The 18,318-nt window shown below is 67.2% G+C and carries 22 protein-coding genes and 1 tRNA gene; 1 reads left to right on the top strand and 22 read right to left on the bottom strand.

Features of this window, described 5'->3' with window-relative positions; translation table 11 throughout:
* Nucleotides 1–78: 78 nt before the first annotated feature.
* From Q0044_RS13070 to Q0044_RS13040, 7 genes are all read right to left on the bottom strand, one after another.
* Nucleotides 79–155, bottom strand: a tRNA-Pro gene (locus tag Q0044_RS13070).
* A 73-nt stretch (nt 156–228) separates the two neighbouring features.
* Complete coding sequence (locus Q0044_RS13065; protein WP_298162832.1) at nt 229–657, bottom strand: MerR family transcriptional regulator; 429 nt, start codon at nt 655–657, stop codon at nt 229–231.
* On the bottom strand, nt 657–950 hold the full coding sequence (locus Q0044_RS13060) for an integration host factor subunit alpha (protein ID WP_298162901.1): 294 nt from the start codon (nt 948–950) through the stop codon (nt 657–659). Before Q0044_RS13060 ends, Q0044_RS13065 begins: the two co-directional genes overlap by 1 nt.
* Before the next feature lie 93 nt (nt 951–1,043).
* Nucleotides 1,044–2,021, bottom strand: coding sequence for a beta-ketoacyl-ACP synthase III (locus tag Q0044_RS13055; protein ID WP_298162831.1), 978 nt, complete (start codon nt 2,019–2,021; stop codon nt 1,044–1,046).
* Nucleotides 2,018–3,094: a phosphate acyltransferase PlsX gene (gene plsX, locus Q0044_RS13050; protein ID WP_298162830.1), complete on the bottom strand. Its 1,077-nt coding sequence runs from the start codon at nt 3,092–3,094 to the stop codon at nt 2,018–2,020. Before plsX ends, Q0044_RS13055 begins: the two co-directional genes overlap by 4 nt.
* Nucleotides 3,095–3,190: 96 nt before the next feature.
* Nucleotides 3,191–3,715, bottom strand: coding sequence for a YceD family protein (locus Q0044_RS13045; protein WP_298162828.1), 525 nt, complete (start codon nt 3,713–3,715; stop codon nt 3,191–3,193).
* A complete protein-coding gene (locus tag Q0044_RS13040; RefSeq protein WP_298162827.1) occupies nt 3,712–4,251 on the bottom strand; it encodes a ubiquinol-cytochrome C chaperone family protein in 540 nt (179 codons plus the stop codon). The genes Q0044_RS13045 and Q0044_RS13040 overlap by 4 nt, the downstream gene beginning before the upstream one ends.
* Before the next feature lie 92 nt (nt 4,252–4,343).
* On the opposite strand from Q0044_RS13040, the gene Q0044_RS13035 reads away from it, so the two are divergent.
* A complete protein-coding gene (locus Q0044_RS13035; protein ID WP_298162826.1) occupies nt 4,344–4,823 on the top strand; it encodes an outer membrane protein assembly factor BamE in 480 nt (159 codons plus the stop codon).
* Nucleotides 4,824–5,117: 294 nt separating this feature from the next.
* Here the strand turns inward: Q0044_RS13035 and Q0044_RS13030 are convergent, their stop codons facing one another.
* The 15 genes from Q0044_RS13030 to Q0044_RS12960 form a co-directional block, all read right to left on the bottom strand.
* Nucleotides 5,118–7,265, bottom strand: coding sequence for a sodium-translocating pyrophosphatase (locus tag Q0044_RS13030; protein WP_298162824.1), 2,148 nt, complete (start codon nt 7,263–7,265; stop codon nt 5,118–5,120).
* A 244-nt stretch (nt 7,266–7,509) separates the two neighbouring features.
* Nucleotides 7,510–7,938, bottom strand: coding sequence for a hypothetical protein (locus tag Q0044_RS13025; RefSeq protein WP_298162823.1), 429 nt, complete (start codon nt 7,936–7,938; stop codon nt 7,510–7,512).
* Nucleotides 7,939–7,974: 36 nt separating this feature from the next.
* The gene (gene thiL / locus Q0044_RS13020; RefSeq protein ID WP_298162822.1) at nt 7,975–8,964 is read right to left on the bottom strand and encodes a thiamine-phosphate kinase; all 990 of its coding nucleotides are present in this window, start codon (nt 8,962–8,964) and stop codon (nt 7,975–7,977) included.
* 2 nt (nt 8,965–8,966) lie between these two features.
* The gene (gene nusB / locus Q0044_RS13015; protein WP_298162821.1) at nt 8,967–9,497 is read right to left on the bottom strand and encodes a transcription antitermination factor NusB; all 531 of its coding nucleotides are present in this window, start codon (nt 9,495–9,497) and stop codon (nt 8,967–8,969) included.
* Nucleotides 9,494–9,955, bottom strand: a complete 462-nt coding sequence (gene ribH, locus Q0044_RS13010; RefSeq protein ID WP_298162899.1) for a 6,7-dimethyl-8-ribityllumazine synthase — start codon at nt 9,953–9,955, stop codon at nt 9,494–9,496. Before ribH ends, nusB begins: the two co-directional genes overlap by 4 nt.
* A complete protein-coding gene (gene ribB / locus Q0044_RS13005; protein ID WP_298162820.1) occupies nt 9,952–11,097 on the bottom strand; it encodes a 3,4-dihydroxy-2-butanone-4-phosphate synthase in 1,146 nt (381 codons plus the stop codon). The genes ribH and ribB overlap by 4 nt, the downstream gene beginning before the upstream one ends.
* A complete protein-coding gene (locus Q0044_RS13000) occupies nt 11,097–11,687 on the bottom strand; it encodes a riboflavin synthase (protein WP_298162818.1) in 591 nt (196 codons plus the stop codon). Before Q0044_RS13000 ends, ribB begins: the two co-directional genes overlap by 1 nt.
* Before the next feature lie 4 nt (nt 11,688–11,691).
* Nucleotides 11,692–12,324 (bottom strand): RibD family protein, encoded by a 633-nt coding sequence (locus tag Q0044_RS12995; protein WP_298162817.1) that lies wholly within the window; start codon nt 12,322–12,324, stop codon nt 11,692–11,694.
* A complete protein-coding gene (gene nrdR, locus Q0044_RS12990; RefSeq protein ID WP_298162816.1) occupies nt 12,324–12,800 on the bottom strand; it encodes a transcriptional regulator NrdR in 477 nt (158 codons plus the stop codon). The genes Q0044_RS12995 and nrdR overlap by 1 nt, the downstream gene beginning before the upstream one ends.
* A gap of 9 nt (nt 12,801–12,809) precedes the next feature.
* The gene (glyA, locus tag Q0044_RS12985) at nt 12,810–14,081 is read right to left on the bottom strand and encodes a serine hydroxymethyltransferase (protein ID WP_524536182.1); all 1,272 of its coding nucleotides are present in this window, start codon (nt 14,079–14,081) and stop codon (nt 12,810–12,812) included.
* 87 nt (nt 14,082–14,168) lie between these two features.
* Nucleotides 14,169–14,348, bottom strand: a complete 180-nt coding sequence (locus Q0044_RS12980; protein ID WP_298162813.1) for a DUF6898 family protein — start codon at nt 14,346–14,348, stop codon at nt 14,169–14,171.
* Nucleotides 14,348–15,589 carry a 5-aminolevulinate synthase gene (hemA, locus tag Q0044_RS12975; RefSeq protein ID WP_298162812.1) on the bottom strand — a complete coding sequence of 414 codons (1,242 nt, stop codon included), beginning with the start codon at nt 15,587–15,589 and terminating at the stop codon, nt 14,348–14,350. Before hemA ends, Q0044_RS12980 begins: the two co-directional genes overlap by 1 nt.
* Before the next feature lie 160 nt (nt 15,590–15,749).
* Nucleotides 15,750–16,676 (bottom strand): 3-hydroxyisobutyrate dehydrogenase, encoded by a 927-nt coding sequence (mmsB, locus tag Q0044_RS12970; RefSeq protein ID WP_524536181.1) that lies wholly within the window; start codon nt 16,674–16,676, stop codon nt 15,750–15,752.
* Between the two features lie 19 nt (nt 16,677–16,695).
* A complete protein-coding gene (locus Q0044_RS12965; protein ID WP_298162809.1) occupies nt 16,696–17,448 on the bottom strand; it encodes a class I SAM-dependent methyltransferase in 753 nt (250 codons plus the stop codon).
* A gap of 59 nt (nt 17,449–17,507) precedes the next feature.
* The gene (locus Q0044_RS12960; RefSeq protein WP_298162808.1) at nt 17,508–18,284 is read right to left on the bottom strand and encodes a class I SAM-dependent methyltransferase; all 777 of its coding nucleotides are present in this window, start codon (nt 18,282–18,284) and stop codon (nt 17,508–17,510) included.
* Nucleotides 18,285–18,318: the final 34 nt, after the last annotated feature.

Raw genomic sequence — 18,318 nt, 5'->3', positions numbered from 1 at the left:
GCGGCCGCCTCGCGAAAATGCAGAAGGGGTCGCCCGAAAGCGACCCCTCCAGCCGACTCATTTTCCTGCAAAGGAAGATGGTCGGAGCGACAGGATTCGAACCTGCGACCCCTTGACCCCCAGTCAAGTGCGCTACCAGGCTGCGCCACGCTCCGAGAGGCCGGTCCTATAGCGGGGGGTTGGCGTCGCCGCAAACGAGAAAACGCACCCGGCGTTCGATGGCCGGGGTCAGCCCGCCAGAACGGCGTCGAGCCGGGCGCGGGCGCCCTCCAGATCGGCCAGGATCGCGCGCAGTTCCCGCTCGGACGGCCCGGATGACGCCGGGACCGTTTCGTTCGGCCGCATCGGGGGCGCGGCCGCTTCGGCGTCCATGCTGAAAGCGGCATCCGGATCGCCATAGGCGGCCAGCCGCGCCAGGCCCTGGTCCTTGTGCAGCCGCTGCACGCCCTTGATGGTCAGGCCCTCGTCGTGCAGCAGCCTGCGAATGGCCTTCAGCACAATGATGTCCTGGGGCCGGTAGAATCGCCTGCCACCCGCGCGTTTCACCGGGACGACGAACGGGAATTTGGTCTCCCAGAACCGCAGCACATGCTGTGGCGCGCCCACCGCCTCGGCGGCCTCCGAAATGGTCCGGAAGGCGTCGGGGCCCTTGGCCATCAGACGCCGGCGCCGTGCACGCGGGATTTCATGATCTGGGATGCGCGGAAGCTGATGACGCGGCGCGGATTGATCGCCGCCGGCTCGCCGGTTTTCGGATTGCGGCCCATGCGCGCCCGCTTCTCACGTACCTGGAAGACGCCGAATCCGGACAGTTTGACCGTCTCGCCGTTCTCAAGGCTCTCCACGATGAGCTCAAGGGTGCGCTCGACCATGCTGGAACACTCCTGTCGCGACAGGCCGACCTCGTCATGGACCGCCTCGCACAGGTCTGCGCGGGTCAAGGTTTGCAGTTCGCCCAAGGTTCATCCCCTTTGATCCCGACATACCATAGAAGGCGAAAAGCGGGCGAAGTCAAAGGTCAGCGTGGTCGCAGCAGGCGGAAATTACAGCCGGAAGGCGCATGCGCCCCAGGTCAGACCGCCGCCCATGGCCTCCAGAAGCACCAGATCCCCCCTCTTGATCCGGCCGTCCTGGATGGCGGCGTCGAGCGCGAGCGGGATCGAGGCGGCCGAGGTGTTGGCGTGGAGGGCGACGGTGGAGATCACCTTGTCCTCGTCCAGGCCCAGCCGATCGCCGACGCCCTTGATGATTCGCTGATTGGCCTGGTGTGGAACGAACCAGTCGACCTCGGGCACGGTGATGCCTGAGGCGGCGCAGGCGGCGGTGATCGCCTCGGCGATGTTCACCACGGCGTGGCGGAACACCTGGTTGCCGGCCATCCGCAAATGCCCGACGGTTCCGGTGCTCGACGGTCCGCCGTCGACATAGAGCAGATCGGTCTTTGTCCCGTCGGCGCGCAGGGCGAAGCCGAGCAGGCCCTGGTCCGCCGAGGTCCCCTGCCCTTCGCGCGGTTCGACCACGACCGCCCCGGCCCCGTCACCGAACAGGACGCAGGTCGTGCGGTCGGTCCAGTCCATCAGCCGGGTCATCTCCTCGGCCCCGATGACCAGGGCGCATTTCGACAGCCCCCTGGCCACGAAACCGTCAGCGACGCTCAGGGCGTAGACGAAGCCGGAGCAGACGGCCTGGACGTCGAAGGCGATACAGACGGGCGCGCCGATCTTGCGCTGGACGATCGAGGCGGTGGCCGGGAAGGTCATGTCCGGCGTCGTGGTGGCGACGATGATCATGTCGACGTCGGCGGCGGTCCTGCCGGCGGCGGCGAGCGCCCGCCGCGCCGCCTCGGAAGCAAGATCACTGGTGGGCTCGTCGTCGCGCGCCCTGTGACGCTGGCGGATGCCGGTGCGTTCGATGATCCATTCATCGGAGGTGTCGACGAACTCGGCCAGGTCGGCGTTGGTCACAACCTGTTCCGGCAGATAGGAGCCGACGCCGGTCACGGCGCTGCGGATAACGCTCACGAAACGCTCTCTTGGGACTGTGCTTGAGGGACTGCAGGGGCGTGCATGACGTCGTCCAGTCGACCCAGGTTGGCGCCGACCGTCTGCATATAGTCACTGCGGGCCAGATCGACGGCAATGCGGATGGCGTTTCCGAAACCTTTGGCGTCAGCGCCGCCGTGGCTCTTCACCACGATGCCGTTCAGACCCAGCAGGGGGCCGCCGTTGATGGCGCTGGGATCGATCTTCTGGCCCATGGCCTTCAACGCCGGCATGGCGATCAGGGCGCCGACCTTGGCCTGCAGGCTGGATGTCAGGGCCTCCTTCAGCAGGGTGGAGATGAATCGCGCCACGCCCTCGGCGGTCTTCAGCGCGATATTGCCGGTGAAACCGTCGGTGACGACCACGTCGACCGTGCCCTTGGCGATGTCGTCGCCCTCCACGAAGCCGTGGTAATTCAGCCCCAGACCGCCCTCTCGCAGGATCCGTGCGGCCTCGCGCACCGCCTCGTGGCCCTTCATGTCCTCGGAGCCCACGTTCAGGATGCCGATGGTCGGCTTCGCCACGCCATGCACGGCGGTGTGGAAGGCCTCGCCCATGATGGCGAACTCCACCAGCTGTTCGGCGTCGCTCTCGATATTGGCGCCGACGTCCAGAACCGCGGTCACGCCCCGCAGGGTCGGCCAGCTGGCGACGATCGCGGGCCGCTCCAGCCCCGGCGCCGACATGCGCAGGATCAGCTTGGAAATCGCCATCAGGGCGCCGGTGTTCCCGGCGGATACGACCGCCCCGGCCTCACCGGATTTCACCGCCTCGATCGCGTTCCAGAGGCTTGACCCCTTTCCGCGCCGCATCGCCTGGGCCGGCTTCTCATCCGACGCGATCTTCTTGTCGGTGTGACGGATGTCGCAGACGTCGGACGTCAGATTGTGCTTCGCCAGCTCCGCGACGATCGCCTGTTCGTCTCCGTGGAGCAGGAAGGTGACGCCCTCCCCTCCATGTCGGCGGATGTAGTCGCGGATGCCGCCGACGACGACGGGCGGACCATGGTCGCCGCCCATGGCGTCCAGAGAAATTAATGTGGGGGTTGGCAAGGGGTCGGAAACTCCGGTGCGCCGACGTTGCGACGCGTTCTGCTGGCCTCAAGGATACCGCCGCGACGAACGGATGCAAACGCCGCAGACGCTACGTCAAGATTTTCCGTCGTCGTCCCGGGCCTTGAACGCCTTCAGGACCGCGAAGGGCGAGATTTCGGCGGGCTCTTCGGGCTGGACGAATTCCGCGCCGGGTTTCCGGGGGAAGGGATCCAGCGTCAGGGCCAGCTGTTCGACGGCGTACTGGCCGAGATCGATTCGGCCGTCCTCGACCACGTCGGGCGCGTCATCATCGAGAGCGACCTCGATCTCGTCCGGCTCCGGCTCCGCCGCCTCGACCAGATCGACGGAGAACCGCTCGTCGACCTCGACCGGCAGCGGGTCGAGGGTGATGCCGCAGACCTGCTCCAGCGTGGCGGTGACCCGGCCCGTCAGGGTCCATCCCACCCGGCCGGGCACGATCTTCAGATCGGCCTCGAATGCCGACAGGGACGCCAGATCCAGCGCCTTGATGATCCGCTTCAGCGCATCCTCGTCCGGAACCAGACGCCGTTCGAGGCCGGCGCCGATCTCGTTGACGCGCACGACCTCGCTGAAGGGCGGACGGTGCTGGGGGTTCATGCCTTGACCTCCGGCCAGACCGGCGCGGTCAGCACCGTGTCGATCGATTGTTTCGCCAGCACGGCGCGCGCCGACAGGGCATAGGCCGCCAGTGCGCCCGCCCGACCGGCGGCCTCTGTCGCATAGACGTTGCGCGCCAGGCCTTCGGACAGTTCGGACGCGTCGCCGGCCCGCAGCGCCGTCTCATAGGCCGTCATCCGGCCGTACAGGGCCTCGCCCAGCCGCCGCATCTTCTTGGCCATGGTCACATCATTCACGCCCAACTCCCGCAGGGCGTTGTCCAGGGCGGAGACATAGACATCGAAAAGGTTCTGCGCGGCCTCGGCGCCCCGTTCCGCCTCGACGCCCGTCTCGTCTCGAAGGCGCAGAATCAGCAGCAGCACATGCAGGGTGTAGAGTTCGAACCGGGCGTCGATCTCGTCGTTCACGCCCAGCCCGGTGTAGAATCGCGGATCGCGCGCCTGTTCGACGGCCGCCGTGTACAACGGCAGGCCCATGCTCTCGGCGGATCGGGTTCTGAACAGGTTCTTCAGCATCAGGTAGACGGCCCCTTTTCCGCCGCGCCGTTGAACTAGGCGTCAGGTCCGGTTAGGTCAAAGACCTTGTTTCGTTCCAGGCGCCCGTCTCCATGAATAAGATCGTCGTTCGTCTCGCCGTCCTGGCCGTCCTCGCGCCCCTGGCGGCCGCCTGCGCACCGATCGTGGGCAACCACGGCTTCCAGGTCGTCGATGTCAATCCGAAGGATATCGTGACGGGCACCGACACCAAGTCGACCGTCCTGGCCCAGCTCGGTTCGCCCTCGGCGGTTTCGACCTTCGAGGACAACATCTGGTACTACATCTCCCAGACGACCGAGCGGTACACCTACAACCGTCCCCAGGTGTCCCAGCGCAGCGTCACCGCCATCACCTTCAGCGAGACCGACGACAAGGTGACCGAGGTCCGCAACCTGAACCTAGAAGACGGCCAGCAGATCGCCATGGAGCGTCGCGAGACCCCGACCCGCGGCCGTGAGCTGACCGTCCTCGAACAGCTGCTCGGCAACGTCGGCCGCGGCCAGCTGCCCCGCACGGACGAGGACGTCCCGGGTCAACGTCGTCCGGACTAACGGATTCCTTCAGCGACGGACGGGTCCGCCTCGACAACGGCGTCCCAAAAGTCTTGGACGTGAATTCTGAGACGGCGACCTGCTTTGACCAGTTGGTTCAGGGTCAAGGGCTGGCGCGTACGCCAAACTCGGCCTTTCGGATGCAGCCATGTTTGGCCATGGGGTGGTGAGCACACCGCCTCATACAAATCGTCCCCAACCTTGGTGACCCGAAACGCCATGTCTTTCCTCAAAGAAATGCGCCCCGACGGATGACCGCCGGGGCGCTTCAACGTTATTCAACCTGCGTGAACGTTAACCGATGTTCCCGCTCGCCAGCACCGCCAGCAGCAGCAGGGCCACGATGTTGGTGATCTTGATCATCGGATTCACGGCCGGACCGGACGTGTCCTTGTAGGGATCGCCGACCGTATCGCCGGTCACCGCAGCCTTGTGGGCCTCGGAGCCCTTGCCGTGGACGACGCCGTTCTTGTCGGTGAAGCCCTCTTCGATCACCTTCTTGGCGTTGTCCCAGGCACCGCCGCCCGAGGTCATCGAGATGGCGACGAACAGGCCGGTCACGATGACGCCCATCAGCATGGCGCCCAGCGAGGCGAAGGCGTTGGCCTTGTCCGAGATGAACAGGATCGCCGTGAACAGGACGATCGGCGACAACACTGGCAACAGCGACGGCACGATCATCTCGCGGATCGCCGCCTTGGTCAGGATGTCGACGGCCCGGCCGTACTCCGGCTTGACCTGATAGGTCATGATGCCGGGGTTCTCGCGGAACTGGCGACGGACCTCTTCCACGACCGATTCGGCCGCGCGGCCCACGGCCATCATCGACATGCCGCCGAACAGGAAGGGCAGCAGCCCCCCGAACAGCAGACCGACGACGACATAGGGATTGGTCAGGTCGAAGGCGACCACGCCCATGTTGGCGAAGAACGGATACTCCGCCGGGTTGGCGGCGAAATATTGCAGGTCCGAGGTGTAGGCCGCGAACAGCACCAGGGCGCCGAGGCCCGCCGAACCGATCGCATAGCCCTTGGTCACGGCCTTGGTGGTGTTGCCCACGGCGTCGAGGGCGTCGGTGACGTGACGCACGTCCGCCGGCAGACCCGCCATTTCGGCGATGCCGCCGGCGTTGTCGGTCACCGGACCGAAGGCGTCGAGCGCCACGATCATCCCGGCCACGCCCAGCATGGTCGTGGTGGCGATGGCGATGCCGAACAGGCCCGCCAGCTGGAAGCTGGCGATGATGCCGACGATGATCACCAGCGCCGGAAGCGCGGTGGACTCCAGCGACACCGCCAGACCCTGGATCACATTGGTGCCGTGGCCCGAGACCGAGGCGTTGGCGACCGAGCGCACGGGACGGAAGTTGGAGCCGGTATAGTATTCGGTGATCACCACGATGGCGGCGGTGACGGCCAGGCCGATGAGGCCGGACCAGAACAAGGCCATCGGCTCGATCTGCAGGCCGCTGGTCGTGACGACCGGTCCCGTGACCAGGGTCGTGATGACCCAGTAGACCGCGCCGACCGACAGGACACCGGTGACGATCAGGCCCTGGTACAGGGCGCCCATGATGTTGTTGGACTTGCCGAGACGCACGAAGAACGACCCGACGATCGAGGTCACGATGCAGATGCCGCAGATGGCCAGGGGCAACAGCATCATCACGTCGACGTAGGGCTGGTCGCGGAAGAAGATGGCCGCCAGCACCATGGTGGCGACCGTGGTCACCGCATAGGTCTCGAACAGGTCCGCGGCCATGCCGGCGCAGTCGCCGACATTGTCGCCGACGTTGTCGGCGATGGTCGCGGCGTTGCGGGGGTCATCCTCGGGGATGCCGGCCTCGACCTTGCCCACCATGTCGCCGCCGACGTCGGCGCCCTTGGTGAAGATGCCGCCGCCCAGACGCGCGAAGATGGAGATCAGCGAGGCGCCGAAGCCCAGGGCGACCAGGCCGTCGATGACCTCGCGACCGGTCGGTTCCAGACCCAGGACCTCGGTCAGCACGCCGAAGTAGCCGGCGACGCCCAGAAGGGCTCCGCCCGCCACAAACATGCCGGTGATGGCGCCCGAGCGGAAGGCGAGGTCCAGTCCCCTGGACAGGCTCTGCGACGCTGCATGCGCCGTGCGCACATTGGCGCGAACCGAGATCAGCATGCCCGCGAACCCGGCGAGGCCCGACAGGACCGCGCCGATCACGAAGCCGATGGCGGCGTATTGTCCGATCAGCAGCCAGGCGGCGATCAGGATGACCACCCCGACCATGCCGATCGTGGTGTACTGGCGTTTCAGATAGGCGGAGGCGCCTTCCTGAATGGCCGCTGCGATCTCTCGCATCTTGTCGTTGCCGGTTTCGGCCTTCATCAGACTGGCGGTCTGGACGAGTCCGTAAAGGACCCCCAGGGCGCCGGCGGCTATCACTAGCCACAGAACATTGGTCATATTGGCGTTTCCATACCTAAAGCATTAGGCGCGCGGACCCTTGGCGCGGCGGGCGTTATTCGCCTCTGTCCGCCTTCCGGTCCCCCCGTGCGCAGTCTGGACGCAGTAGCGCGTCCCGCGGGAATTGCGGCGGAACCTTGCCAACTGCGCCCGATGGACGCAACCGGCGTTTTTTTGGAGAGGGACGGCCGAAATCGCGGCCTGCGTTCAGGCCGTGAGCCGCCGGGCGGCGGGCGGTAGCGCCCTAGGAGGCCCGGACGCCTGTGCGCCGACGCGGGGCCTGGAGCGCGACCTGGGCGCTGGCGATGGAGCCGGCTCCCGAGATCGACGGGGCGACCCGCATCAGCATGGCGCAGACGGCCGGGGCGTCGACCTGCGTCCAGTCATCGGCCAGGACGAACGGCGTCCGATGCGCCGCGCGGACCAGGGCGTCGCGGAAATACGGCTCCTTGGCGCGCATCTGTTCCGGCGTGGCATGGGCGCCAAGCGTCAGGCTGATGGTCACGAACACATAGTTGCGAATCCGGCCGCCCGCGATGATCGGCAGGCCGACCCCGGCGATGTTGAGCGTCTGTCCGGCGGCGCTCGCCGGGGCCTCCGAGGCGGAAGCGGCTGTGGCGGCGGTTCCGGCCAGGGCCAGGGTTCCGAGGGCGATGAGATCTCTGCGGCGCATAGGGCCCTTATCGGGCAAAGCGATTGAGATTCCGTTTCAGTCGTGGGTCCAGCCGGGCTTGTCGATCTCGACCGGCCTGCCGAGATAGGTCGCCGTCACGCCCCGGCCTTTCGAGATTGTCCCGACGCGGGTCAGGCGCAGGTGCTGGCGATCCGCCTCCCGTTTCAGCGCCGCCTCGTCCGACGGATGGGCCGTCAACAGCAGCTCATAGTCGTCACCGCCGGTCGCGAGGCTCACCAGCGCCGCTTCCGGATCGATCCGGGTGTCGAACCACGCTGTCGCCGCCGCCGACCGTGGCAGCAGCTCCAGCTGGACCGAGGCCGCCACGCCGCTGGCTGCCGCGATATGGGCGATGTCGGCGATCAGCCCGTCCGAGACGTCCATGATGGCTGTCGCCAGCCCCTGCACAGCCTGACCGAAGGCCAGCCGCGGCGTGGGCCGTCGGTAGTGTTCCGCAAGCGCTTCGAGCCGCTCCTTTTCCAGCGACAGCCGGCTACGAGCCGCCTGAAGCCCCAGCCAGCCGTCGCCGATCATCCCGGTGACATAGATGCCGTGGCCCGGCCTCGCCCCGCCGCGGGTGACCGATCCGCCCTTCGGCGCCCAGCCCAGCATTGTCGCGGAGAAGGATGCAGGTCCGGGGGTCAGCACCGTGTCCCCCCCCAGCAGGTGGATGCCAAAGACCGTCTGGTCCGCCGCCAGCCCGGCCGCGAACGCCTCACGCTCCGGCCAGCCGCAGCGCGGTGACCAGTGGCAGGCCAGCAGATAGCCGAACGGTTCAGCGCCCTTGGCCGCCAGGTCCGACAGATTTACGCGCAACAGCTTCTGGGCGACCGTATCCAGCGGGTCGTCGGCCAGGAAATGCACGCCTTCGACGATTGCGTCCTTGGTCAGGACCAGATCGGCTCCCGGCCGTGTCGGCATCACCGCCACGTCGTCGGTCAGTCCCCGGGCGTGGTCCGGATGGGCCAGTGGGGCGAAGAGTTTGCGGATGGTCTCGAATTCGCCGGCGGCGTCGAGCGCGGCCATGCCTAGGCCTTCGGGCGAACGTCGCGGGCGACACCATCGAGGGCGGCGTTGACGAACTTGGCCTCGGCCTCGTCGAAGAAGGCCTTCGCCAGCTCGACATATTCGTCGATGATGATCTCTCTGGGCACGTCGACCTTGTGGGTCAGTTCCCAGGCCCCGCAACGCAGCAGGGCCCGCAGGGTGGCGTCCAGACGCTCCATCCGCCAGTTCGACGCCAGCCGGGCCTTGACGGCCGTGTCGATGTCCTTCTGGTCGGCGATCACGCCGCGCACAACGTCGGCGAAATAGGCCTCATCGGCCTCCGCCAGGGGTTCGCCCTCGATATCGGCGTCGAAGCGATGGTTCGAGAATTCGGTGATGACGGTCTCGACCCCCTCCCCGGCCAGCTCCATCTGGTACAGCGCCTGGACCGCGGCCAGACGGGCCACGGTGCGCGCGCGGCGCTGGCGGCTGGTCAGATGCGGTTCGGCCTGGGCGCGTTCGTTCTCGGCGAGCTGGGCGAGAACGGCCTGGATGGAGTTGGGTTCGGTCATTCCCCGAGCCCTACGCGCAGACGCTTCTTCAGTGCAATGAGGTCCATGCAGGCCCGCGCGGCCCCGCCGCCCTTGTCGCCCTCGGACAGACGCGCCCGGGCCCAGGCCTGGTCCTCGTCCTCGACGGTCAGGATGCCGTTGCCGATGATCGTCCCGCGGATGCCCAGCAGCATGATCCCCGAGGCGGATTGATCGGACACGATCTCGAAATGATAGGTCTCGCCCCGGATCACGCAGCCCAGCGCGACATAGCCGTCGTAGCGCGGCGCGGTCGGGTACTTGCCGGCCTCCTCGGCCAGGGCGATGGTCGGCGGAATCTCGAGAGCGCCGGGCACTGTCACGACGTCGAAATCGACGCCCTGCGCGCGCAGTGCGTCCTTCGCGCCTTCCAGCAGCGCGTCGGCCAGTTCGTCGTAGAAGCGCGCCTCGACGATGAGAACGCGGGGGGGATCCTTCAGGATTGGTCTTCTCCGTGCATGTCGCGCCAGCCGACGATCCGCAGGCCGTAGCCCTCGATGGCGGCGGGTTCGGGGCGCGTGGAGCTCATGACGATCATGTCCCGGACACCCAGATCCAGCAGGATCTGCGCGCCCACGCCGTAGTTTCTCAAGGAGCGGTCGACCGCCGCCGGCTTGTCGACGCCCGCCAGCCGCTCGGCCAGGCCCTGCAGCGTCGGATCGCGCAGGAAGACGACGACGCCCGGTCCGTCATGGCCGGTGATCGTCTTCAGGGCGGCCGGGATATAGCTCTGCCTTTCTTCGACATGACCCAGAAGGTCGGCGGCGAAGTCCACCTGGTGCATCCGAACCAGGGTCGGCTTGTCCGGCTCGATGCGGCCGTGAACCAGGGCGACGTGCTCGGCACCCTCGATGGTGTTCCTGTAGAGCATCAGACGGAACGGGCCGCCGTGCACGCTCTCGAACGGCTGGTCCATGATCCGCTCGACGAACCGCTCGGTGCGGCGGCGATAGGCGATCAGGTCGGCGATGGTGCCGATCTTGAGCCCGTGCAGCTGGGCGAACCCGATCAGGTCCGGCAGACGGGCCATCTCGCCGTCGTCCTTGATGATCTCGCAGATCACGCCCGAGGGGTTCAGCCCTGCCATGCGGCTGATGTCGACGGCCGCCTCCGTATGGCCCGCACGGACCAGGACGCCGCCGTCGCGCGCCACCAGCGGGAAGATGTGGCCGGGCGAGACGAGATCGTCCATGCCCTTCGACGGATCGGTCGCGACCTGGATGGTGCGTGCCCGGTCGGCGGCGGAGATGCCGGTCGTCACGCCGTCCTTCGCCTCGATCGAGACGGTGAAGGCGGTCTTCATGCTCTCGCGGTTGTCGGCGGCCATCGGCGGAAGGCGCAGCTGCGAGGCGCGGTCCGCGGTCAGGGCCAGGCAGACCAGTCCCCTCGCCTGACGGATCATGAAGTTGATCTGGTCCGGCGTGGCGAACTGGGCCGGGATGATGATGTCGCCCTCGTTCTCCCGGTCCTCGGCGTCGACCAGGATATAGGGGCGGCCGTTGCGGGCATCCTCCAGGATATCCTCGATCGGGCTGATCGGACTGTCGAACATGTCGCGGGCCAGGACGATGGTGTTGGTCATCACGCCGTCTCCTGCCACCGCGCGAGGTATCGCGCCAGCATGTCGATTTCCAGATTGACCGCACTTCCGACCGCGAGGGTGCCGAGCGTCGTCGCCTGCCAGGTGTGGGGAATGATGTTCAGGCCGAAGCGGCGGCCGTCCACGCTGTTTACCGTCAGGGACACGCCGTCCACGGTGATCGAGCCCTTGGCGGCGATGAACCGGTGCAGGGGTGCCGGGGCCTCGATGACGATCCGGTGCGATCCGCCCTCCGGGGTGATCTCCACGACCGTGCCCAGCCCGTCGACGTGTCCAGAGACGATATGGCCGCCCAGTTCGTCGCCGACCTTCGTCGCCCGCTCCAGATTGACCGGCGTGCCTGCGGTCCAGCCGCCGAGGGTCGTCTTGTCCAGGGTCTCGCCCGACACCTCGACGGCGAACCAGTCGTCGGCCTTCTCCACCACGGTCAGGCAGACGCCCGCATGGCTGATGGAGGCGCCCAGGTCGATGCCCGAGACATCCCAGGCCGTCTCGACCTCGTAGCGGCGGTCGCGCGCCGTTTGCGCGACCGAGCGCACCCGGCCGATGTCAGTGATAATTCCGGTGAACAACGCTTCAAGCCTTCTCGTAACGTTCCCACAGGTCGTCACCCATGGGCTCCGCCGCAAGGCGCCGGTACTTCGGCGCATGCGCCAGACGGGCCAGTGCCAGGGCCGCGACGCCCGGACGGCCGTCACCGCCCAGCAGGATCGGGGCCCGGAACCACTCGATGGCGTCGACCACACCGGTTGTCACGAAACAGGCCGCGACCCGTCCGCCGCCCTCGATCATCAGGGATTTCACCCCGCGTGCCCACAGGGTTTCCAGCACGGCGTCGACGGTCGGGCGGCCCTGGGCATCGCCCTTGACCTTCAGGACCTCCGCCTCGCCGACCGCGATCGGGTCCCGTGTCGTCAGGATCAGGGTGCCGGCCCGGGCCAGCCGGGCGAACGACGGCGTCCGCAACCGGCTGTCGAGCACCACCCGCAGCGGGTCGGTGCCCGTCTCGCCCTCGGGCAGACGCACGGTCAGGCGGGGATCGTCGGCGAGAACCGTCTCCACCCCCACCAGGACAGCATCATGGGCTGCGCGGAGCCGGTGACCCTGCTCGCGCGCCTGTGCGCCCGTGATCCACTGGCTTTCGCCGGTCGAGGTTCCGATCCGCCCGTCCAGCGACGTGGCGACCTTCCAGGTGATCCGCGGTCTCATCAGCTCCTCGACGAACCCTGATCGTCGTCCAGCCCCTCGTCGCCGAGGAAGCGGGCGAAATCGCCGGTCGCCCGGAAGTCCTTGTAGACGGAGGCGTAGCGGACATAGGCGACCTCATCGACGCCCTTCAGCCCCTTCATGATGAAGTCGCCGACGACGCTGGACGGGATCTCGGTCTCTCCCAGGCTCTCCAGCTGGCGCACGATCCGGCTGACCAGCTGTTCGACCTGTTCGGGCTGGATCGGCCGTTTCCGCAGGGCGATCGCCAGTGAACGCTCCAGCTTGTCGCGGTCGAACGGCGTGCGCCGCCCGTTACGCTTCAGGATCACCAGTTCGCGCAGCTGCACTCGCTCGAAGGTCGTGAAGCGCCCGTTGCAGTTGGGACAGGACCGGCGGCGACGGATGGCCGCGCCGTCGTCGGACGGGCGGCTGTCCTTCACCTGGCTGTCCATATTGCCGCAGAAGGGGCACTTCATTTCGGCGACCTATCCGTAGATCGGGAAGCGAGAGGTCAGGGCCCGCACCTGTCCGGCGACCTCGGCGACCACGGCCGGATCGGCCTCGTCGCCGCCGTTCATCGAGGAGACGACGTCAGCGATCCAGTGGCCGATCTGCCTGAACTCGTCCTCGCCGAACCCGCGGGTCGTGCCCGCCGGCGTGCCCAGGCGAACGCCCGAGGTGACCGTGAACGGCGCGGTGTCGAACGGCACGCCGTTCTTGTTGCAGGTCATCAGGGCATGTTCGAGTTGCAGCTCGGTCGCCTTGCCTGTCACGCCCTTGGGCCGCAGATCGACCAGCATCAGGTGGCTGTCGGTGCCGCCCGAGACGATGGCCAGGCCGCGCTCGACCAGCACCCCGGCCAGGGCCTGGGCGTTCAGCACGACCTGTTTCGCATAGAGTTTGAACTCGGGCTTCAGCGCCTCGCCGAAGGCCACGGCCTTGGCGGCGATGACATGTTCCAGCGGCCCGCCCTGCAGGCCCGGGAAGACGGCCGAATTAATCTTTTTGCCCAGCTCGACGTCGTTCGAAAGGATCAGCCCGCCGCGCGGTCCGCGCAGGGTCTTGTGGGTCGTGGTGGTCACCACATGGGCGTGCGGCACCGGGTTCGGATAGGCGCCACCGGCCACCAGACCCGCATAGTGGGCCATGTCGACCATCAGATAGGCCCCGACGCTGTCGGCGATCTCGCGGAAGCGGGCGAAGTCGATATGACGGCTGTAGGCCGAGGCGCCGGCCACGATCAGTTTCGGCCGTTCCTTGAGCGCCATCTCGGCGACGTGGTCATAGTCGATCAGATGGGTGTCCTCGGTCACCTTGTAGGTGACGGGCCGGAACCACTTGCCCGACTGGTTGGCCGGCGAGCCGTGGGTCAGGTGACCGCCGGCGGCCAGATCCATCCCCAGGAAGGTGTCGCCGGGCTGCAGCAGGGCGAAGAAGACCGCCTGGTTGGCCTGGGCTCCCGAGTGCGGCTGGACGTTGGCGAAGGCCGCGCCGAACAGTGCCTTGGCCCGTTCGCGCGCCAGGTCCTCGGTGATGTCGACGTATTCGCAGCCGCCGTAGTAGCGGCGTCCAGGGTAACCCTCGGCGTATTTGTTGGTCAGGACCGAGCCCTGGGCCTCGAGCACCGCCTTCGAGACGATGTTTTCGGAGGCGATCAGCTCGATCTGCTCCTGCTGGCGATGCAGTTCGCTCCGGATCGCGCCGAACACGTCCGGATCGGCCTCGGCCAGACCCTTGGAGAAATAGGCGTCGTGGATGAAGGGAGCGGTCACGGGCAGGTCCGGGCTGACGGAATGGGAGGCGGACTGTCTAGTCCCCGCGCCCGCCGACCACAACATCTTGTGTCAGGACGCGTCGAGAAGCCGCTTCAGCTTGGCAATGGCGAGACGCTCGACCGCCTTGGGTTCGTGCGCAGGCCCGACCGCCGTGGCCTCCTGCCCCGTCGCCACATGGATGGCCGTGATCTTCAGATAGGTCCCGTTGCGGATCGCCTCGACGATGACCTCGCCGAGACCTTCGCTCATCAGGCGGCGACCGGCATCCGGGCGATGCGGCAGTGGGTCCACAGCCGATCCATCGCGCTGACCAGGGCATCCATCATCCCGTCGTCGTGGTTCGGCGAGGGGGTGAAGCGGAGGCGCTCGGTGCCCTTGGGCACGGTCGGATAGTTGATCGGCTGGACGTAGACGCCGAACTCTTCCAGCAGCATGTCCGAGATCATCTTGGTGTGGACGGGATCGCCCACGAAGACCGGGACGATATGGCTTTCGCTGGGCATCACCGGGATGCCGGCGGCCGCGAAACGGTCCTTCAGGGTCTGGGCCCGCTCCTGATGGGCGTCGCGCAGTTCCGGATGGGTCTTCAGGTGACGCACCGAGGCCAGGGCGCCGGCGGTCAGGGCCGGCGGCAGCGAGGTCGTGAAGATGAAGCCCGAGGCCCAGCTGCGGACCGCGTCCACGATCACCGCATCGGCGGCGATATACCCGCCCATGACGCCGATGGCCTTGCCGAGGGTGCATTCGACGATGTCGATGCCGTCCAGAACCCCGTCACGCTCGGCCACGCCGGCGCCGGTCGCGCCGTACAGGCCCACGGCATGGACCTCGTCGAGATAGGTCAGGGCGTTGTACTTCTTCGCCAGGGCGATCGTTCCGGCCAGGTCGGCGATGTCGCCGTCCATGGAATAGACGCTCTCGAACGCGATCAGCTTGGGCGCATCGGCTGGGGCTGCGGCCAGCAGCTCTTCCAGATGCGTCAGGTCGTTGTGCAGGAAGACGTGACGCTCGCAGCCGCCGTTGCGGATGCCGGCGATCATGGAGGCGTGGTTCAGGCTGTCGGAGAAGATGATCAGGCCCGGCAGGATGCGCTGCAGCGTCGTCAGTGTCGCCTCATTGGCCACATAGCCCGAGGTGAACAGCAGTGAGGCTTCCTTCTGGTGCCAGGACGCCAGTTCGGCCTCCAGATCGACCGCCGACCGCGTGGTGCCCGAAATGTTGCGCGTGCCCCCGGCGCCGGCGCCCACGGCGTCGAGCTCGGCCTGCATGGCCTCGAGCACGACCGGATGCTGGCCCATGCCGAGATAGTCGTTCGAACACCAGATGATGACGTCCTGCTCGGATCCGTCCTCACGACGACGCACCGCCTTCGGGAATTGACCGCGCACCCGCTTCAGGTCGGCGAAGACGCGATAACGTCCCTCATCCTTCACCTGGTCGACGGCGGACTTGAATGCGGCGGTGTAGTCGAACAACCCTGATACTCGCATGGTCTCTCTGGATCGGCCGGTATTTGCGCTCCGGGTCCGGGAAAGTCTATCGCCAGCGGCTGCAAAATAGTCGCAACCTTCTAATTGATAACGGTTCTCAGTTTCGTTCGTGCGCATGCGCGATCATCGCGGGAACAGACATGCGCCGCTTTGCGATGGATCAAGACCTGGGCAATTCGTCCAGCTTTCCGCGCAGCATCTGCAGGATGCCCGAGAAGTCCCTGCCGCCGTAACCGAGGCGGTCGAACAGCTGGAACAGGGCCTCGGACTGGGCTCCCAGCGGCGTCGAGGCACCCGCCTTGGCCGCCGCATCCTGGGCCAGCTTCAGATCCTTCAGCATCATCGCCGTGGCGAAGCCGCCGTCATAGTTGCGGTTGGACGGCGCGGTCGGCACCGGGCCGGGCCACGGATAGTAGGTCGTGACCGACCAGCTCTGGCCCGACGACTTGGCCGCGATGTCGAAGAACTTCACCGGGTCCAGCCCCAGCTTCTCGGCCAGGGCGATCGCCTCGCAGGTGCCCAGCATGGTGATGCCGAGGATCATGTTGTTACAGATCTTGGCCGCCTGCCCGGCCCCATGGTCGCCGGCGCGGAAGGTCGCCCGGCTCATGGGTTCCAGCGCCGCCTCGATCCGGGCGAAGTCCGCCTCGTCGCAGCCGACCATGAAGGCCAGGGTCCCGGCGTCCGCCGCCATCGTCCCGCCCGACACCGGGGCGTCGGCGAAGGCGTAGCCCGCCGCCTTCGCGAGGTCCGCGACCTTCCGCGCCGTGTCCACATCGATGGTCGAACAGTCGAGCAGCAGGGCCGAGGACGGCGCCACGCCTATGATCTGCTCCGAATAGACCTTCAGCACATGCGGCCCGGCCGGCAGCATGGTGATGACCACCTCCGCGTCGCGCACGGCCTCGGCCACCGAGGCGACCGGGGTGCAGCCCGCGCCCTTAGCCCGGTCCAGGGCCGCGGCCGACAGGTCGAAGGCGGCGACCGCATGGCCGGCCTTCGCCTGGTTGGCGGCCATGCCACCGCCCATATTGCCGAGGCCAATGAAGGCGATCCTGGTCATGGCTGAGTCTCTCCCGGAAGCGATTTTCTTCCGGGTTAGACCGTCAGGCCGGTTTGCGGAAGCGCAGCATGAACTGGCTCGTGCGCCCCCGGATCGACGGATCGAAAACGTTGGCCGTCAGAGGGTCTTCGGCGTTCAGCAGGATGCCGCTCTCGCCGTCCAGCACGAAGCCCGCCGCCTCGACCTCACGCTTGACGTCGGCGATGTCGATCCGGTGCAGGGTGTTCGCCACGCCGATGCCCGCGCCGGCGGTCGCGGCATGGTCGATGATCACATAGAGGCCGCCCGGCTTCAGCGCAGCAAAGACCGCCGCATTGACCTTCGCCGCCGTATCCTCCGGGAAGGGCTGCAGGTGCAGGTCGTGATAGTTCTGGGCCGTGAAGATCAGGTCCATCCCGGCCGGAAACTCGGGCGCGCCGATGGGCGAACGGATTCCGGTGACATTGTCCAGGGCATCGGCCGCCGCAAGCGCCTCGCCATAGCTGGCCTGGAAGGCGATGAACTCTGCCGGTTGCCAGGCGATGACCTGGCCCTCATCGCCCACCACGCTGGCGAAGACGCGGGTGAAATAGCCGCCTCCGATGATCATGTCGCCGATCGTCTCGCCCGGCGAAACCTCGGCGAAGGCCAGGGTCTCGGCGGTCTTGCGCGCGGCGTCCCGGGCCGTGTCGGCCTCGGGACGATCGGACCCCGCCAGAACGGCGGCGTAGGCGCCGGCATCCTGTGGCGCGGGCGCGAACCCTCCGGCGGCGATCACGACGGCGGCCGAAACGGCCAGGATCAAGGAACGGCGCATGCTTCTCTCCCGTGCGCTCTGATGGCGCGAGGCCAGTCTAGCGCGTCGGGCGAACGCCGTCAGCCGGGCTTGCGGAACCGGTAGACGAACTGGTCGGAACGTCCGCGGATCGCCTCGTCGAAGACCGACAGGCTGTGGTCGTCCTCCGGGTTCCGCACGGCATTGGTCTCCCCGTCGAAGATGAAGCCGGCGGCCTCGACCTGCGCCCTCAGCGCCGAGCCCTCGATCCGGTGCAGGGTGCCGACGACCGAGGTCCCCGCCCCCGCCGCCGCCTGATGATCCAGGATGACATAGAGGCCGCCGGGCTTCAGCGCCCGGAACACCGCCGCATTCATCGCCGCCACATCGACGTTGAACCGGTCGATGACGAAGTCATGGTATTCCTGGCCCATGAAGACCACGTCCAGCGGCTCGGGGATGGCGAACTCCTCCAGCGCCCCGGTCAGCCGGGTCACATTTGGATAGTCGGTCGCCAGGGTGTCGCCGAAGGCGTTCTCGCGCGCCGCGGTCTGGTTCGGCACATAGGCATAGACCCGGCCTTCGGGACCCACGGCGCGGGCGAACAGGCGGCTGAAATAGCCCTCCTCCGGTCGCACGTCGGCGATCCGTTCGCCGCCGTCGATCTGTGCAAAGGCCAGCATCTCGGCCGGCTTCCTCAGGGGATCGCGAGCGACCTCGCCGGCGGGCCTCAGGGGATCGGCGATGGCCAGGGCGTAGTCATTGACGACCGCCGAGGCACGCTCCGCCGGATCGGCCGGCGTCTCCCCCGACATCATCGGCGCGCAGGCGGACAGGGCGATCGTGGAAGCCACGATCAACAGCGACGATTTCAGCATGGGACGATCCTCGAACAGCGGTTGAGCCAACATA

Origin of the sequence: Brevundimonas sp. (genome assembly GCF_027484365.1) — a bacterium.
In the GTDB taxonomy this organism is placed as follows: Bacteria; Pseudomonadota; Alphaproteobacteria; order Caulobacterales; family Caulobacteraceae; genus Brevundimonas.
The sequence above is the reverse complement of the archived record's forward strand: the minus strand, read 5'-3'. Positions and strand labels throughout refer to the sequence as shown.

Bases quoted from the DNA above. Each gene is read 5' to 3' on its own strand.
- Q0044_RS13035 (WP_298162826.1), top strand. From the start codon at position 4,344: ATGAATAAGATCGTCGTTCGTCTCGCCGTCCTGGCCGTCCTCGCGCCC.
- ribB (WP_298162820.1), bottom strand. From the start codon at position 11,097: ATGACCAACACCATCGTCCTGGCCCGCGACATGTTCGACAGTCCGATC.
- Q0044_RS13040 (WP_298162827.1), bottom strand. From the start codon at position 4,251: ATGCTGAAGAACCTGTTCAGAACCCGATCCGCCGAGAGCATGGGCCTG.
- Q0044_RS12995 (WP_298162817.1), bottom strand. From the start codon at position 12,324: ATGAGACCGCGGATCACCTGGAAGGTCGCCACGTCGCTGGACGGGCGG.
- nusB (WP_298162821.1), bottom strand. From the start codon at position 9,497: ATGACCGAACCCAACTCCATCCAGGCCGTTCTCGCCCAGCTCGCCGAG.
- nrdR (WP_298162816.1), bottom strand. From the start codon at position 12,800: ATGAAGTGCCCCTTCTGCGGCAATATGGACAGCCAGGTGAAGGACAGC.
- Q0044_RS12965 (WP_298162809.1), bottom strand. From the start codon at position 17,448: ATGCGCCGTTCCTTGATCCTGGCCGTTTCGGCCGCCGTCGTGATCGCC.
- Q0044_RS13025 (WP_298162823.1), bottom strand. From the start codon at position 7,938: ATGCGCCGCAGAGATCTCATCGCCCTCGGAACCCTGGCCCTGGCCGGA.
- hemA (WP_298162812.1), bottom strand. From the start codon at position 15,589: ATGCGAGTATCAGGGTTGTTCGACTACACCGCCGCATTCAAGTCCGCC.
- Q0044_RS13065 (WP_298162832.1), bottom strand. From the start codon at position 657: ATGGCCAAGGGCCCCGACGCCTTCCGGACCATTTCGGAGGCCGCCGAG.
- Q0044_RS12980 (WP_298162813.1), bottom strand. From the start codon at position 14,348: ATGAGCGAAGGTCTCGGCGAGGTCATCGTCGAGGCGATCCGCAACGGG.
- Q0044_RS12960 (WP_298162808.1), bottom strand. From the start codon at position 18,284: ATGCTGAAATCGTCGCTGTTGATCGTGGCTTCCACGATCGCCCTGTCC.
- Q0044_RS13030 (WP_298162824.1), bottom strand. From the start codon at position 7,265: ATGACCAATGTTCTGTGGCTAGTGATAGCCGCCGGCGCCCTGGGGGTC.
- Q0044_RS13045 (WP_298162828.1), bottom strand. From the start codon at position 3,715: ATGAACCCCCAGCACCGTCCGCCCTTCAGCGAGGTCGTGCGCGTCAAC.
- thiL (WP_298162822.1), bottom strand. From the start codon at position 8,964: ATGGCCGCGCTCGACGCCGCCGGCGAATTCGAGACCATCCGCAAACTC.